This window comes from Pseudomonas sp. PA15(2017), from assembly GCF_001945395.1.
GTDB lineage: Bacteria > Pseudomonadota > Gammaproteobacteria > Pseudomonadales > Pseudomonadaceae > Aquipseudomonas.
Window position 1 is genome coordinate 42,816 of record NZ_MSXV01000004.1, and the last position, 14,865, is coordinate 57,680.

15 protein-coding genes are annotated in these 14,865 nt (G+C 64.6%); 11 read left to right on the forward strand and 4 right to left on the reverse strand.

Annotated features, from left to right (window positions below; all coding sequences use genetic code 11):
- Positions 1-83: 83 nt before the first annotated feature.
- Positions 84-458 carry a DUF4870 domain-containing protein gene (locus tag BVH03_RS01675; RefSeq protein WP_075959576.1) on the reverse strand — a complete coding sequence of 125 codons (375 nt, stop codon included), beginning with the start codon at positions 456-458 and terminating at the stop codon, positions 84-86.
- Positions 459-484: 26 nt separating this feature from the next.
- Entirely contained in the window at positions 485-1,207 is a 723-nt protein-coding gene (gene rph / locus BVH03_RS01680) for a ribonuclease PH (RefSeq protein ID WP_075959577.1), read from the reverse strand.
- A 163-nt stretch (positions 1,208-1,370) separates the two neighbouring features.
- On the opposite strand from rph, the gene BVH03_RS01685 reads away from it, so the two are divergent.
- The 5 genes from BVH03_RS01685 to BVH03_RS01705 all read left to right on the forward strand — a co-directional run bounded on the left by BVH03_RS01685 (position 1,371) and on the right by BVH03_RS01705 (position 6,288).
- A complete protein-coding gene (locus BVH03_RS01685; protein ID WP_075959578.1) occupies positions 1,371-2,234 on the forward strand; it encodes a YicC/YloC family endoribonuclease in 864 nt (287 codons plus the stop codon).
- A gap of 110 nt (positions 2,235-2,344) precedes the next feature.
- The gene (gmk, locus tag BVH03_RS01690; RefSeq protein ID WP_075959579.1) at positions 2,345-2,965 is read left to right on the forward strand and encodes a guanylate kinase; all 621 of its coding nucleotides are present in this window, start codon (positions 2,345-2,347) and stop codon (positions 2,963-2,965) included.
- Positions 2,966-3,097: 132 nt separating this feature from the next.
- Positions 3,098-3,361, forward strand: a complete 264-nt coding sequence (rpoZ, locus tag BVH03_RS01695) for a DNA-directed RNA polymerase subunit omega (protein ID WP_013789418.1) — start codon at positions 3,098-3,100, stop codon at positions 3,359-3,361.
- Between the two features lie 60 nt (positions 3,362-3,421).
- Complete coding sequence (spoT, locus tag BVH03_RS01700; RefSeq protein WP_075959580.1) at positions 3,422-5,530, forward strand: bifunctional GTP diphosphokinase/guanosine-3',5'-bis pyrophosphate 3'-pyrophosphohydrolase; 2,109 nt, start codon at positions 3,422-3,424, stop codon at positions 5,528-5,530.
- Between the two features lie 377 nt (positions 5,531-5,907).
- Positions 5,908-6,288, forward strand: coding sequence for a RidA family protein (locus BVH03_RS01705; RefSeq protein ID WP_075959581.1), 381 nt, complete (start codon positions 5,908-5,910; stop codon positions 6,286-6,288).
- 39 nt (positions 6,289-6,327) lie between these two features.
- Here the strand turns inward: BVH03_RS01705 and BVH03_RS01710 are convergent, their stop codons facing one another.
- Positions 6,328-7,185, reverse strand: coding sequence for an SDR family oxidoreductase (locus BVH03_RS01710; RefSeq protein ID WP_075959582.1), 858 nt, complete (start codon positions 7,183-7,185; stop codon positions 6,328-6,330).
- Positions 7,186-7,803: 618 nt separating this feature from the next.
- On the opposite strand from BVH03_RS01710, the gene exbB reads away from it, so the two are divergent.
- From exbB to BVH03_RS01740, 6 genes are all read left to right on the forward strand, one after another.
- Positions 7,804-8,484, forward strand: coding sequence for a tonB-system energizer ExbB (gene exbB / locus BVH03_RS27125; protein ID WP_371915330.1), 681 nt, complete (start codon positions 7,804-7,806; stop codon positions 8,482-8,484).
- A 4-nt stretch (positions 8,485-8,488) separates the two neighbouring features.
- A complete protein-coding gene (gene exbD, locus BVH03_RS01720) occupies positions 8,489-8,917 on the forward strand; it encodes a TonB system transport protein ExbD (protein ID WP_075959584.1) in 429 nt (142 codons plus the stop codon).
- Positions 8,914-9,657, forward strand: coding sequence for an energy transducer TonB (locus tag BVH03_RS01725; RefSeq protein ID WP_075959585.1), 744 nt, complete (start codon positions 8,914-8,916; stop codon positions 9,655-9,657). Before exbD ends, BVH03_RS01725 begins: the two co-directional genes overlap by 4 nt.
- Positions 9,658-9,799: 142 nt before the next feature.
- On the forward strand, positions 9,800-10,723 hold the full coding sequence (locus BVH03_RS01730; RefSeq protein WP_075928452.1) for a hydrogen peroxide-inducible genes activator: 924 nt from the start codon (positions 9,800-9,802) through the stop codon (positions 10,721-10,723).
- Between the two features lie 8 nt (positions 10,724-10,731).
- A complete protein-coding gene (gene recG / locus BVH03_RS01735; protein ID WP_075959586.1) occupies positions 10,732-12,807 on the forward strand; it encodes an ATP-dependent DNA helicase RecG in 2,076 nt (691 codons plus the stop codon).
- 93 nt (positions 12,808-12,900) lie between these two features.
- A complete protein-coding gene (locus BVH03_RS01740; protein WP_075959587.1) occupies positions 12,901-14,304 on the forward strand; it encodes an aminoacyl-tRNA deacylase and HDOD domain-containing protein in 1,404 nt (467 codons plus the stop codon).
- A gap of 42 nt (positions 14,305-14,346) precedes the next feature.
- On the opposite strand, the gene BVH03_RS01745 is transcribed toward BVH03_RS01740, so the two are convergent.
- Positions 14,347-14,739, reverse strand: a complete 393-nt coding sequence (locus tag BVH03_RS01745; protein ID WP_075959606.1) for a helicase — start codon at positions 14,737-14,739, stop codon at positions 14,347-14,349.
- Between the last annotated feature and the right edge of the window lie 126 nt (positions 14,740-14,865).

Genomic DNA, 14,865 nt, shown 5'->3' on the forward strand with positions numbered 1-14,865 from the left:
GTCGCCCTCGAGCGAATCAACACTTGGTTACACTTCAATAAAAAAGCCAGCATCTGCTGGCTCTTTCTTTGATCAGGCAATGATCATTTGATCAATCTGAGGCAGAAGGGATAGCGATAGTGCTTGCCCTCGCCCGCCTTGATGCCGCCGATGATGGTCAGCACCACGGTGCCGATGCACAGCAGGCCCATCAGCAGAAAGCCGATGAGTACCAGCATCAGCACCAGACAGACGATACCGGCGATGGCTACCGTCAGCTGGAAGTTGAGCGCTTCCTTGCCTTGCTCGTCGATGAAGGCGTGCGAATCCTTCTTCACCTGCCAGACCACCAGCGGGCCGATCAGGTTGCCAAAGGGGAACACGAAGCCGAGGGCGGCCGCGAAGTGGCAGATCATCGCCCACTGGCGCGCATCGCGATCGGGCTCGTCAGCAGGCGTTACGGCGTTATGCTCATCCATCACGGCTCTCCTCGGTCAGCGAAACATCACTCGGCCAGCGCAGCCTGTTGCAGGGCGAACAGCTCGCCCATGCCCTGCTGCGCCAGGGCCAGCATGTCATTCAGCTCGGCAGGCTGGAACGGCGCGCCTTCGGCAGTGCCCTGCACCTCGATGAAACCACCGGTGCTGGTCATCACCACGTTGAGGTCGGTCTCGGCGGCGGAGTCTTCCAGGTAATCCAGATCCAGCACCGGCTCGCCCTGGTAGATGCCTACGGACACCGCCGCGATCATCTGCTTGAGCGGGTCGCCGCCTTTCAGGCCGCCGCGTTTCTTCATCACCTTCAGGGCATCGACCAGGGCAACCATGGCGCCGGTGATCGATGCGGTGCGGGTGCCACCGTCGGCCTGGATCACGTCGCAGTCGACGTACAGGGTGTTCTCGCCGAGCTTGCTCATGTCCAGCGCGGCGCGCAGCGAGCGGCCGATCAGGCGCTGGATTTCCAGGGTGCGACCGCCCTGTTTGCCTTTGCTGGCTTCACGCTGGTTACGGTCGCCGGTGGCACGCGGCAGCATGCCGTACTCGGCGGTGACCCAGCCCTGACCCTGACCTTTCAGAAAGCGCGGTACACCCTGCTCGACGCTGACGGTGCAGATCACCTTGGTGTCGCCGAACTCGACCAATACCGAACCCTCGGCGTGCTTGGTGTAGTTGCGGGTGATGCGGATCGAGCGTAACTGATCGGCGGCGCGGCCACTGGGACGTTTCATCAACAAATACCTGCTCTCGAGTAGAATCTGCCGCGCATTATAAGGGCTCTTGTCACCGCGCCGCGACCGCGCCCGCCCGATGGCGCCGCGCGGGGTTTGGGAGCCACCGTTGCGGTGCGCTACAATCGCCGCCTTTGCCCTACAGCAAGCCGAGGTAAGCAGCATGATCCACAGCATGACGGCCTTCGCCCGCACCGAGCAGGCAGGTGCTAACGGCACCCTTAGCTGGGAGCTGCGCTCGGTCAATCACCGCTACCTCGAACCCCACCTGCGCCTGCCGGAAGCCTTCCGCGACCTCGAGGGCGCGGTGCGCGAAGCGCTGCGCCAGGGCTTGTCACGCGGCAAGGTGGAATGCACCCTGCGCTACACCGAAGAAAGCACCGGCAAGCCGCTGCAGGTCGACCGCGACAAGGCTAGCCAACTGATCGCCGCCGCCGAGAGCGTCGCCGCACTGATCAAGCAACCCGCACCACTGAACCCTCTGGAAGTGCTCGGCTGGCCCGGCGTGCTGGTGGCCGATAGCAGCGACCCCCAGGCGCTCAACAAGGCCGCGCTGGAGCTGTTCGGCAACGCCCTCGACGAGCTGAAGAATGGCCGCAGCCGCGAAGGCGCCGAGCTGGCCAAACTGCTCAATGAGCGCCTCGACAGCATGCTCGAGGAAGTCGCCGCCCTGCGCGAGCTGGTGCCGCAGATGCTCGAGGCCCAGCGCCAGAAGATCATCGAGCGCTGCCGCGAAATGCACGCCGAACTCGACCCGCAGCGCCTGGAGCAGGAGCTGGTGATGCTCGCCCAGAAGAGCGATGTGGCCGAGGAACTGGATCGCCTGAGCACCCACGTCACCGAAGTGCGCCGCGTACTCAAGGCCGGCGGTGCGGCCGGGCGCCGCCTGGACTTCCTGATGCAGGAACTCAACCGCGAAGCCAACACCCTGGGCTCCAAGGCGTTCGACCCGCGCAGCACCCAGGCGGCGGTCAACCTCAAGGTGCTGATCGAGCAGATGCGCGAGCAGGTGCAGAACATCGAATAGCAAGCTGTTGAAAACAGCGGCGCTGCCGTCGCGGCGCAGCACACAGCCAGACAGCGGCGCCCGGTCCCGACCACGCGCCTTCCCGACTCCAACCGTTTCAGGACAGATCCATGAGCACCACCAGCGGCACGCTGTACATCATTTCAGCCCCCTCGGGCGCCGGCAAGAGCAGCCTGGTGAAAGCGCTGATCGACAGCGAACCGCTGATTCGCGTGTCCGTATCACACACCACCCGCGGCATGCGCCCGGGCGAGCAGGACGGCGTGCATTATCACTTCGTCGATCACGCGCAGTTCACCGCCATGCTCGAGCGCAGCGAGTTCCTCGAGCATGCCCAGGTGTTCGGCAACTACTACGGCACGTCCCAGCGCGCGCTGGAAAAGACCCTCGCCGAAGGCATCGACCTGATTCTGGAGATCGACTGGCAGGGCGCGCAGCAGGTGCGCCGCCTGATGCCCCAGGCCAAGTCGATCTTCATCCTGCCGCCAACCCTCGAAGCGCTGCGCCATCGCCTGACCGGCCGCGGCCAGGACAGCGGCGAAGTAATCGAGCAACGCATGCGCGAAGCGGTCAGCGAGATGAGCCATTACGTCGAATACGATTACCTGGTGATCAACGATGATTTCAGCCACGCGCTCAGCGATCTGAAAGCCGTTTTCCGCGCCAACCAGCTACTACAGACGGCACAACAACAGCGCCACGCCGGTCTGCTGAGCGAGCTGCTGGCCTGAAAGCGGCGGCAGGCGGCAGGCCAAAGCGCGATCGCCTGTAGCCTGTAGCCTGTAGCCTGTAGCTGCGTTAGACTATCCAGTCCGCTCGCCCATTCGGGCCCAGCTAAATTTGCATTCGTTACGAGGAACACCATGGCCCGCGTTACCGTTGAAGACTGCCTGGACAACGTCGATAACCGCTTCGAGCTGGTCATGCTCGCCACCAAGCGCGCTCGTCAGATCGCAACCGGCGGCAAAGAGCCGAAAGTGGCGTGGGAAAACGACAAGCCGACCGTGGTCGCCCTGCGTGAAATCGCCAGCGGCCTGGTAGACGCCGAGATCGTCGCCCAGGAAGACATCATCGAAGAGGAACCGCTGTTCGCTGCCTTCGAGGAAGAGGCGAACGAGCCTCTGTAAGCCTATGCCGGGTCGAAAGCGTACGTCGCAGGTGGACAATGCACGGCAGGGGAGCTTCCCATGCCGAGCATAGACGCCCTCGCCGACAGGCTTTCAGGCTACCTGGGCGACGAACAGGTCAACCTCGTTCGTCGCGCCTACTTCTACGCCGAACAGGCGCACGACGGGCAACGCCGCCGCAGCGGAGAAGCCTACGTGACCCATCCGCTGGCGGTGGCCAGCATCCTCGCCGACATGCACATGGATCATCAGAGCCTGATGGCCGCCATGCTGCACGACGTGATCGAAGACACCGGCATCGCCAAGGAAGCCCTGCACGCGCAGTTCGGCGAGTCCGTGGCGGAGCTGGTGGATGGGGTCAGCAAGCTGACCCAGATGAACTTCGAGACTAAGGCCGAGGCGCAGGCCGAGAACTTCCAGAAGATGGCCATGGCCATGGCGCGCGACATTCGCGTGATCCTGGTCAAGCTGGCCGACCGCCTGCACAACATGCGTACCCTGGAAGTGCTGTCCGGCGAGAAGCGCCGACGCATCGCCAAGGAAACCCTGGAAATCTACGCGCCCATCGCCAACCGGCTGGGCATGCACAGCATGCGCGTGGAATTCGAGGACCTGGGCTTCAAGGCCATGCATCCGATGCGCTCCGAGCGCATCCGCGCCGCCGTGCGCCGCGCCCGTGGCAACCGCAAGGAAATCGTCACCCGGATCGAGGAATCGCTGCTGCACTGCCTCGAACGCGAAGGCCTGAGCGGCGAGGTGGTGGGCCGCGAGAAGCACCTGTACAGCATCTACCAGAAGATGCGCGGCAAGCGTAAGTCGTTCAACGAGATCATGGACGTCTACGCCTTCCGTATCGTGGTCGACAAGGTCGACACCTGCTACCGCGTGCTCGGCGCCGTGCACAACCTGTACAAGCCGCTGCCGGGGCGCTTCAAGGATTACATCGCGATTCCCAAGGCCAACGGCTACCAGTCGCTGCACACCACGCTGTTCGGCATGCATGGCGTGCCCATCGAGATCCAGATCCGTACTCGTGAAATGGAAGAGATGGCCAACAACGGCATCGCCGCGCACTGGCTGTACAAGTCCAGCGAGGACGAACTGCCCAAGGGCAACCACGCCCGCGCCCGCCAGTGGGTCAAGGGCGTGCTGGAGTTGCAGCAGCGCGCCGGCAACTCGCTGGAGTTCATCGAGAGCGTGAAGATCGACCTGTTCCCGGACGAGGTCTACGTGTTCACGCCCAAAGGTCGCATCATGGAGCTGCCAAAAGGCTCCACGGCCGTGGACTTCGCCTACGCAGTGCACACCGACGTCGGCAATACCTGCATCGCCTGCCGCATCAACCGCCGCCTGGCGCCACTGTCCCAGGCCCTGGAAAGCGGCTCCACGGTGGAGATCGTCAGCGCGCCGGGCGCTCGCCCCAACCCGGCCTGGCTGAACTTCGTGGTCACCGGCAAGGCGCGCACCCATATCCGCCACGCACTCAAGCTGCAGCGCCGCTCGGAATCGGTAAACCTCGGCGAGCGCCTGCTCAACAAGGTACTGGCGAGTTTCGAGAGCCACCTCGACAAAGTGCCTGCCGAACGCCAGCTGGCCGTACTCAACGAGTACCGCCTGGAAACCTTCGACGATCTGCTCGAAGACATCGGCCTGGGCAACCGCATGGCTTACGTGGTGGCGCGCCGCCTGCTGGCCAGTGACGGCGAGGAACTGCCGAACGCCGAAGGCCCCCTGGCGATTCGCGGCACCGAGGGCCTGGTGCTCAGCTACGCCAAATGCTGTACGCCGATTCCGGGCGACCCGATCGTCGGCCATCTCTCGGCCGGCAAGGGCATGGTGGTGCACATGGACACCTGCCGGAACATCAGCGAAGTGCGCCACAACCCGGAGAAGTGCATCCAGCTGGCCTGGGCCAAGGATGTCACGGGCGAATTCAACGTCGAACTGCGCGTCGAGCTGGAGCACCAGCGCGGTCTCATCGCGTTGCTGGCCGGCAGTGTCAACGCCGCCGACGGCAACATCGAGAAGATCAGCATGGACGAGCGTGACGGCCGCGTCAGCGTCGTCCAACTGGTGGTCAGCGTGCATGACCGCGTGCACCTGGCCCGGGTGATCAAGAAGCTGCGCACCCTGCCTGGCGTCATGCGCATCACGCGTACGAAAGCCTGACGCGCCGCACCACTCACCTCAACGATCTTTGTGCGCATAAAGCGGCAACTACAACGCAGAAGCTGCCGTTCGCCGATCTACCGTGGGAGCGCGCCATGCGCGCGAAAAATCGCGGGCATGAACTGGGCGTCCCCGCCCGCTCCCACATGCAATCACCTGTCCATCCTATGGGAGCGACCGGCCGCCTCGCCGCTTAGCGGCCAAAATCGACGATCTGGTCTGCAAGATCATGAACAGGTTCTTATGACTACCTGGAAGCGTCATCGCCTATCCAAAAGGCGCAACGACGCCGGTCTTGGCTTGAGGCGGCGAACGCCAGCCTGTAGCCTGCCCGCGTCCGTCTTGCAGCCTGAAGCTGCCCTATCAAGGAGTTCTCCATGAGCAAGAGCGTCATCAACAGCGACAAGGCCCCGGCCGCCATCGGCACCTATTCTCAGGCCATCAAGGCCGGCAACACCGTCTACCTGTCCGGGCAGATCCCGCTGGACCCCAAGACCATGGAGCTGGTGGAAGGCTTCGAAGCGCAGACCGTGCAGGTCTTCGAGAACCTCAAATCGGTGATCGAAGCGGCTGGCGGCACCTTCAAGGATGTGGTCAAGCTGAACATCTTCCTCACCGACCTTTCCCACTTCGCCACCGTCAACGAAGTGATGGGCCGCTACTTCCAGCAGCCCTATCCGGCTCGCGCCGCCATTGGCGTGGCCGCCCTGCCGAAAGGCGCCCAGGTGGAAATGGACGGCATCCTGGTCATCGACTGATGCTGCCGCAGGCCCGCAGCGTCGGCTCCGGGCCGCTCTTCAGCGCTCCCGCAATACCGCGGCATAGCCTTCGCGATAGCTGGCGTATTGCGGCGCCCAGCCCAGCGCCCGGGCCCGGGCGTTGCTGCAGCGCTTGCTGCCGGAGCGGCGCACTGCGGCATCCTCGGCCCAGTGCTCGACCCCGAGCTGCTCACGCAGCCAACCGACCACCTCATGCAGGGGCGCAGGCTCGTCGTCCACGCCGACGTAGCAATCGTCCAGTGTCTTGCCCGCCAGATCGGCCTGCAGCAGAAAGGCCAGCAGACCGGCCGCGTCATCGGCATGAATGCGATTGCCGAACAGCGGCGGCTCGACCGACACGCGGTACCCCATGCGCACCTGCTTGAGCAGCCATTCACGCCCCGGTCCGTAGATACCCGTCAGGCGCACCACGGTAGCGGGTATGCCGCTGCTCCAGGCCACCTGCTCGGCCTCACGCATGATCCGACCCGAATAGCTCTGCGCTTCGGCTGGCGACGCCTCGTCGATCCACTCGCCACCTGCCTGGCCATAGACACCGCTACTGGAGACGAACAACAGCCGCTTCGGAAGCTGTCCGCGCTCCCGCAACCAGCCCAGCACGTGGCGCAGCCCATCGACATAAGCCTGGCGGTAGCCTGTTTCGTCATGCTGCGTGGCAGCGGCGCTGTACACCAGGTAATCCAGCTCCTCGCGGGGCCACTGGTCGGGGCAGTCGGCCTGGAGCAGATCACCGGCCACCGGCGCGATGCCTGCGGGCAATTCAGCCACGTTGCGGCGCATGCCATAGACCTCCCAGCCCGCGCCATGCAGGCGCACGGCCAGCCGGCCACCTACATCGCCGCATCCGGCGATCAGCACCCTTGCAACTTTGCTCATCGAAACCTCTCCCAGCCTGGCAAGTACTCAAAAAGCACTCACAAACGTAATAAAGTTACACTAACGCTTTCATGAACAAGAATTACTTGCAATAATGCTTAGCCTTTTTTTCCGCGCTGCCCGTGGCTGCGCAGGTCACCGCCCTCACATTTAGGTCCGGCAAGCATGAACTCTATCGCCCATAGCGCCAAGCCAACCAACCTCGCCGCACGGCCGCAGCGCCTCGGTGCCTCTCTTGCCCTGTTGCTCAGCCTGACGCTGGCCCCAATCGCGGGCTTTGCTGATCAGTCGGCGCCGGCTCCCGCCCAACCTGCCGCCACGCAGCCGACCACCGAGCAGCCTGCAGCAGCCGAGCCGCAAGCACAGTCGCTGTCTCCAGAGGCCGCGGCGCAGGTCGATGCCCTTGGCGACAAGCTCGAGGCACTCGGCCCACAGGCTACGCCCGAGCAGTTGAACGAAGCACGCCAGCAGTTCTTCAGCGAGAACAACATCGCGCCGCAGGATGCAGACAAGCTGAACCAGGCACTGGCCGCCGAGCAGAGCGCCGACGCACAGGCGCTGAATAGCGACCCTGCCGCCGAAGCCGAGCAGGTCTTCCACGACCTGTCGCCGTGGGGCATGTACCAAGGCGCCGACGTAGTGGTGAAAAGCGTGATGATCGGCCTGGTGCTGGCTTCGATCCTCACCTGGACCATCTGGATCGCCAAGACCATCGAGCTGGTTACCGCACGCCGCCGCCTGCGCCGCGAGATCGTCGAACTCAAGGGCGCACGCAACCTGGCCCAGGCCAGTGACCAGGCCCGTGCCAAGCACAGCTTCAGCGAAATCCTCATCGAGGACGCCCGCGAAGAACTGAAGCTCTCGGCCTCCAGCCGCGAGAAGGAAGGCATCAAGGAGCGTGTCAGCTTCCGCCTCGAGCGCCTGGTCGGCGCCTGCGGTCGCGACATGAGCAAGGGTACCGGCGTGCTCGCCACCATCGGTTCCACCGCACCCTTCGTCGGCCTGTTCGGTACCGTGTGGGGCATCATGAACAGCTTCATCGGCATTGCCAAAACCCAGACCACCAACCTCGCGGTGGTCGCCCCCGGTATCGCCGAAGCCCTGTTGGCCACCGCACTGGGTCTGGTCGCGGCGATCCCGGCGGTGATCATCTACAACGCCTTCTCGCGCTCGATCAGTGCCTACAAGGCCCAGGTCGCCGATGCCTCGGCCCAGGTGCTGCTGCTGGTGAGCCGCGACCTGGACACGCTGCCGGGCCATGATCGCGCCCAGCAGCCTCACGTGGTCAAGGTGGGTTAAGACCATGGGGCTTCATCTCAACGAAAACGGCGGCGACGATCTCCAGGAAAACCACGAGATCAACGTCACGCCCTTCATCGACGTGATGCTGGTGCTGCTGATCATCTTCATGGTCGCCGCGCCACTGGCCACCGTCGACGTGAAGATCGACCTGCCCGCCTCCAGCGCCAAGCCGGCGCCGCGGCCGGAGAAGCCAATCTACCTGAGCATCAAGGAAGACAAGAAGCTGTACCTCGACAACGACGAAGTACAGCCTGCGATGCTCGGCGCCACCCTGGACAAACTGACCCAGAACGACAAGGAAAAAACCATTTTCGTGCGCGGTGACAAGGGCGTCGAATACGGCGACCTGATGGAAGTCATGGACACCCTGCGCGGTACTGGTTACCTGAAGATCGGCCTGGTTGGCCTGGAGACGGTCGGCGCGCAATGAAGAAATCCAGCCGCACGTTCTCCTGGGGTGCCAGCCTGGTCATCGTGGTTGGGCTGCACGTTGGCCTGTTCCTCTGGGCCATGTACTGGCAGCCCCAGGCGACACCTATCGAACTGCCGCCACCGGCGGCGATGATCGTCGAGCTGGAGCCCTTGCCGCCAGCCGCGCCCAAGCCTGCTCCGCCGCCGCCACCGGAAGTGGTTCCGGAGGAGCCCGAGCCGCAGCCGAAAATCGCCGAAGCGCCTAAGCCTACGATCGCGGTGACGCCGCCCAAGCCGAAGCCCAAGCCAAAGCCGCCGAAACCCAAGCCGCCCGAGCCCAAGCCACCGGAGCCCCAGGAGCAGCCGCCAGAAGAGGCGCCGCCAGCACCGCCCGCCCCGGCAGAAGCCAAGCCGGCCGCACCGCAGCAGGCACAGGTCAGTTCACCGAGCGCGGCGGAACGAACCTGGCAGAGCGAACTGCTGGCCCACCTGGCCAAGTACAAGCGCTACCCCGAAGACGCGCGTCGTCGCGGTCTCGAGGGCGTCAACCGCCTGCGCTTCGTGGTCGATGCCGACGGCAAGGTGTTGTCGTACACGCTGGTGGGCAAGTCCAGCAGCGCTTCGCTGGATCGGGCCACGCTGCAGATGATTCGTCGCGCGCAGCCGCTGCCCAAGCCGCCCGCGGACGTACTGAGGAACGGCAGCATCGAAATCGTCGCCCCGTTCGTCTACTCGCTGGAGCGTGGCCGCAGCCGCTGACCGCAGGTCTTCATCTGCCCCGGCAACCGCCGGGGCAGCGCTTTTACAAGCCGCCTGCTGCGGACATCTCTTGAGCACCCTGAATGGTTGGTTCCCTTGAAGACAGCGGCTATGCTTGGCGCCATCTCAATGGATTAAGACTATGACCCTCACCGAACTGCGCTACATCGTGACGCTCGCCCAGGAACAACACTTCGGCCGCGCGGCGGAACGTTGTCACGTCAGCCAACCCACGCTATCGGTGGGCGTCAAGAAACTCGAAGACGAGCTCGGCGTACTGATCTTCGAGCGCAGCAAAAGCGCCGTGCGCCTGACCCCCGTCGGCGAGGGCATCGTCACCCAGGCGCAGAAGGTGCTGGAGCAGGCCCAGGGCATTCGCGAACTGGCCCAGGCCGGCAAGAACCAGCTGGCCGCACCACTGAAGATCGGCGCCATCTATACCGTCGGCCCGTACCTGTTCCCTCATCTGATCCCGCAGCTGCACCGCGTGGCCACCCAGATGCCGCTGTACATCGAGGAAAACTTCACCCATGTGCTGCGCGACAAGCTGCGCACCGGCGAACTGGATGCGATCATCGTCGCCCTGCCGTTCCAGGAAGCCGACGTGCTGACCCTGCCGCTGTACGACGAGCCTTTCTATGCATTGCTGCCGGCGGATCACCCATGGACGGCCATGCAAACCATCGACACCAAGCTGCTCAACGACAAGAGCCTGCTGCTGCTCGGCGAAGGCCACTGTTTCCGTGACCAGGTGCTGGAGGCCTGCCCGACCCTGCGCAAGGGCGAGGAGCATGCCAAGCACACCACGGTGGAATCCAGTTCGCTGGAAACCATTCGCCACATGGTTGCCTCGGGCCTGGGCGTATCGATCCTGCCGTTCTCGGCCGTCGACAGCCACCATTACGCGCCTGGCGTGATCGAGGTTCGCCCGCTCAGCCCGCCGGCGCCCTTTCGCACCGTGGCCATCGCCTGGCGTGCCAGCTTCCCGCGCCCCAAGGCCATCGAAGTGCTGGCCGACTCCATTCGCCTGTGCTCGGTCGCCAAGCCACTGCCACGTAACGCCTGAGGACCGCGATGAGCGAGCTGTCGACGGTTTCCGTTACCGACCTCAAGGGCGTTGGTGCAGCCCTGGCGGAAAAGCTCGCCAAGGTCGGCCTGGAAACCCTGCAGGACATCCTCTTCCACCTGCCGCTGCGCTACCAGGATCGCACCCGCATCGTGCCCATCGGCGCCCTGCGCCCCGGCCAGGATGCAGTGGTCGAGGGTACCGTGTCAGGGGCCGACGTGGTCATGGGCAAACGCCGCAGCCTGCTGGTCCGCCTGAACGATGGCAGCGGCACGCTGAGTCTGCGCTTCTACCATTTCAGCAATGCGCAGAAGGAAGGCCTCAAGCGCGGCACCCAGGTGCGCTGCTACGGGGAAATCCGCCCCGGCTCGTCCGGCCTGGAAATCTACCACCCCGAATACCGTGCGCTGAGCGGTGACGAACCGCCAGCCGTGGAACAGACCCTGACGCCGATCTACCCGACCACCGAAGGCCTGACTCAGCAGCGTTTGCGCCAGCTCAGCGAACAGGCGCTAGCGCGCCTCGGCCCGCACAGCCTGCCGGACTGGCTACCCCGGGAGCTGGCCAGGGAGTACGAATTGGCGCCGCTGGATCAGGCGATTCGCTACCTGCATCGTCCGCCACCGGATGCCGACCTCGAAGAGCTGGCCGAGGGCCGTCACTGGGCCCAGCACCGCCTGGCCTTCGAGGAACTGCTCACCCATCAGCTGTCGATGCAGCGCCTGCGCGAAAGCGCGCGCGCCCAGCAAGCACCCTCGCTGCCGCTCGGCAAACGCCTGCCGCAGCGTTTTCTCGACAACCTCGGGTTCAAGCCCACCGGCGCGCAACAGCGCGTGGGTGCGGAAATCGCCTACGACCTCAGCCAGCACGAGCCGATGCTGCGCCTGGTGCAGGGCGATGTCGGCGCCGGCAAGACGGTGGTGGCCGCCTTCGCGGCGCTGCAGGCCATCGAGGCCGGCTATCAGGTGGCACTGATGGCGCCCACCGAGATTCTCGCCGAGCAACACTTCATCAACTTCACCCGCTGGCTACAGCCCCTGGGCCTGGAAACCGCCTGGCTGGCCGGCAAGCTCAAGGGCAAGGCGCGGGCCACCGCGCTGGAGCAGATCGCCGCTGGCGCGCCCATGGTGGTCGGCACCCACGCGCTGTTCCAGGATGAAGTACGCTTTCGCAACCTGGCCCTGGCGATCATCGACGAGCAGCACCGCTTTGGCGTGCAGCAGCGTCTGGCCCTGCGCCAGAAGGGCGTGGGCGGCCGGCTCAGCCCGCATCAACTGATCATGACCGCCACCCCGATCCCGCGCACCCTGGCGATGAGCGCCTATGCCGACCTGGATACCTCGATCCTCGACGAACTGCCGCCCGGCCGAACCCCGGTGAATACCGTATTGGTCGCCGACAGCCGCCGCCTCGAGGTGGTCGAGCGGGTGCGTTCGGCGTGCAACGAAGGCCGCCAGGCCTATTGGGTCTGCACGCTGATCGAGGAATCCGAGGAGCTGACCTGCCAGGCAGCACAAACCACCTACGAGGACCTGGCCGCCGCGCTGGTCGGCCAGCAGGTCGGGCTGATCCACGGGCGCATGAAACCGGCCGAAAAGGCCGCGGTGATGGATCAGTTCAAGCAGGGGCACCTGCAACTGCTGGTGGCCACCACGGTGATCGAAGTGGGCGTCGACGTGCCCAACGCCAGCCTGATGATCATCGAGAACCCCGAACGCCTCGGCCTGGCCCAGCTGCACCAGCTGCGTGGCCGGGTTGGGCGAGGCAGCGCGGCCAGCCATTGCGTGCTGCTCTACCACCCGCCACTGTCGCAGATCGGCCGCGAGCGCCTGGGCATCATGCGCGAAACCTGTGACGGCTTCATCATCGCGGAGAAGGATCTCGAGTTGCGCGGCCCCGGCGAAATGCTCGGCACTCGACAAACCGGGCTGTTGCAGTTCAAGGTAGCCGACCTGATGCGTGACGCCGACCTGCTGCCGGCGGTACGCGATGCCGCCCAGGCGCTGCAGGAGCAATGGCCGCAGCATGTCAGCCCGCTGCTGGAGCGCTGGTTGCGCCACGGACAACAATATGGGCAAGTGTGAGCGAGACAGGACGATGGTCGCCTGGAACGGTTATGTCGTCAGCTTGCTGGTTATACTTGGGACGTTGCGCTCCCTTTGAAGACGGAATACGTCATGACTGAACTCGCCATCGCCGACACCTCCCCCCAACCGCCTCAGGTAATCCGTCAGCTGCTGGAGAAACTCGGTGTGACTTATCAGGCCCGCCAGCATCAACCCGGCATACCGGCTGCGCAACGCGTGCAGACCGTACTGCTGGAAGACGCCGTGGGCGCTCTGCTGGTGCTGTTCCCGCAGAATCAATTGCTCGACCTCAATCGCCTGGCCGAACTGACCGGCCGCAAGCTGACGGCCGTCAAGCCCGAGCGCCTCAACCGCATGCTCGGCAAGCATGACCTGGCCCTGCTGCCGGGTATTCCGGCGCTGACCAGCTCGCCCTGCCTGTATGACGAGCGCCTGCTCGACGTGCCGACCCTGTATATCCAGTCCGGCCAACAAGGCGTGCTGCTGGAGATCGGCACCGAGGCCTTCAAGGGCCTGCTGGGCAAAGCCAGCGCCGCGCGCTTCGGCGAGCTGGCGAGCAAGGTACGCCCCAACTTCAGCCGCCCCGAAGATGACCGCCAGGAAATAAGCCAGGCGGTGCAGGTGTTCACCGCACGCCGCATCCAGCAGCGCCTGGAAGAGACCATCGAAATTCCACCGCTGGCCGAAACGGCGCAGAAGATCATCAAGCTGCGGGTCGACCCCAATGCCACGGTCGACGACATCACCGGCGTCGTGGAAACCGACCCGGCACTGGCCGCTCAGGTAGTCAGTTGGGCGGCCTCACCGTATTACGCGGCGCCCGGCAAGATTCGCTCGGTCGAGGACGCCATCGTGCGCGTGCTGGGCTTCGACCTGGTGGTCAACCTGGCTCTCGGCCTGGCTCTGGGCAAGACCCTCAGCCTGCCCAAAGACCAGCCCCAGCAGGCCACGCCTTACTGGCAGCAGGCGATCTACACCGCCGCCGTGATCGAAGGCCTGACCCGTGCCATGCCGCGTGCGCAGCGCCCGGAAGCCGGTCTGACCTACCTGGCCGGCCTGCTGCACAACTTCGGTAATCTGGTGCTGGCGCACGTGTTCCCGCCGCACTTCTCGCTGATCTGCCGGCATCTGGAGGTCAACCCACACCTGCCGCACAGCTACATCGAGCAGCACCTGCTGGGCATCAGCCGCGAGCAGATCGGCTCCTGGCTGATGCGCTACTGGGACATGCCCGAGGAACTGGCGGTCGCCCTGCGCTTCCAGCATGACCCCAATTACGCCGGCAACCATGCCACTTACCCGAACCTCGTCTACCTGGCGGTCAGCCTGTTGCACAACCGTGGCATCGGCAACGGCCCGGTGCGCGAGATTCCGGCAAGCCTGCTGGATAACCTGGGCATCACCCGCGACAAGGCCGAAGAAGCGCTGAACAAGGTGCTGGCTGCCGAAGTCGCCCTGCGCGGCCTCACCACGCAGTTCGGCTCACTGCACTGACCCGCCGCCGCAGCCTGCGATCAGCGGGCCGCGGTAATTGTCTCAGGCCGCTTTCTTGTCGGCCTTGCGTTTCCTGGGCCGCAGGTACTTGGTCAGGCCCTGGAACCAGATCACCAGGGTCGAGTCGCCCTGAATCTGGATATCCTTGTTCTGAATACCCTGCATGAACGCCAGTTGCTTGTTCTGGGCGGTCAGCGTGGCGTAGCCGTAGGCACCATCCTTGAAACCGATGGCGAAGGCCGGTGCACTGGCGAGGCCGCGCTTGCTGGTGATGCGCTGATTCTCGACGATGAAATGACGGGCGACCTTGCCGTCCAGGGTGTGCAGCTGGAATACCAGATCGCGACCTTCCAGCTGTTGGCGGAACGCCGGATTGTCACGGCTGGCCTTGGCCATCAGACGACCCAGCATCCACAGAAGAAAACGAAATTTCATGGCATGGCCCATTAGCGCGAATGAAGGAGCCACGCATTGTAGCGATCTACCCGAAGCCTGACAGCCGGGTACGGTGGACGTGCTGGCGGGTGATGAAGGTCTGCTGAGGTTTCAACGCCGCGGCGC

Coding starts and splice junctions, on each gene's coding strand:
- BVH03_RS01675 (WP_075959576.1), bottom strand. CDS start 458: ATGGATGAGCATAACGCCGTAACGCCTGCTGACGAGCCCGATCGCGAT.
- rph (WP_075959577.1), bottom strand. CDS start 1,207: ATGAAACGTCCCAGTGGCCGCGCCGCCGATCAGTTACGCTCGATCCGC.
- BVH03_RS01685 (WP_075959578.1), top strand. CDS start 1,371: ATGATCCACAGCATGACGGCCTTCGCCCGCACCGAGCAGGCAGGTGCT.
- gmk (WP_075959579.1), top strand. CDS start 2,345: ATGAGCACCACCAGCGGCACGCTGTACATCATTTCAGCCCCCTCGGGC.
- rpoZ (WP_013789418.1), top strand. CDS start 3,098: ATGGCCCGCGTTACCGTTGAAGACTGCCTGGACAACGTCGATAACCGC.
- spoT (WP_075959580.1), top strand. CDS start 3,422: ATGCCGAGCATAGACGCCCTCGCCGACAGGCTTTCAGGCTACCTGGGC.
- BVH03_RS01705 (WP_075959581.1), top strand. CDS start 5,908: ATGAGCAAGAGCGTCATCAACAGCGACAAGGCCCCGGCCGCCATCGGC.
- BVH03_RS01710 (WP_075959582.1), bottom strand. CDS start 7,185: ATGAGCAAAGTTGCAAGGGTGCTGATCGCCGGATGCGGCGATGTAGGT.
- exbB (WP_371915330.1), top strand. CDS start 7,804: ATGTACCAAGGCGCCGACGTAGTGGTGAAAAGCGTGATGATCGGCCTG.
- exbD (WP_075959584.1), top strand. CDS start 8,489: ATGGGGCTTCATCTCAACGAAAACGGCGGCGACGATCTCCAGGAAAAC.
- BVH03_RS01725 (WP_075959585.1), top strand. CDS start 8,914: ATGAAGAAATCCAGCCGCACGTTCTCCTGGGGTGCCAGCCTGGTCATC.
- BVH03_RS01730 (WP_075928452.1), top strand. CDS start 9,800: ATGACCCTCACCGAACTGCGCTACATCGTGACGCTCGCCCAGGAACAA.
- recG (WP_075959586.1), top strand. CDS start 10,732: ATGAGCGAGCTGTCGACGGTTTCCGTTACCGACCTCAAGGGCGTTGGT.
- BVH03_RS01740 (WP_075959587.1), top strand. CDS start 12,901: ATGACTGAACTCGCCATCGCCGACACCTCCCCCCAACCGCCTCAGGTA.
- BVH03_RS01745 (WP_075959606.1), bottom strand. CDS start 14,739: ATGAAATTTCGTTTTCTTCTGTGGATGCTGGGTCGTCTGATGGCCAAG.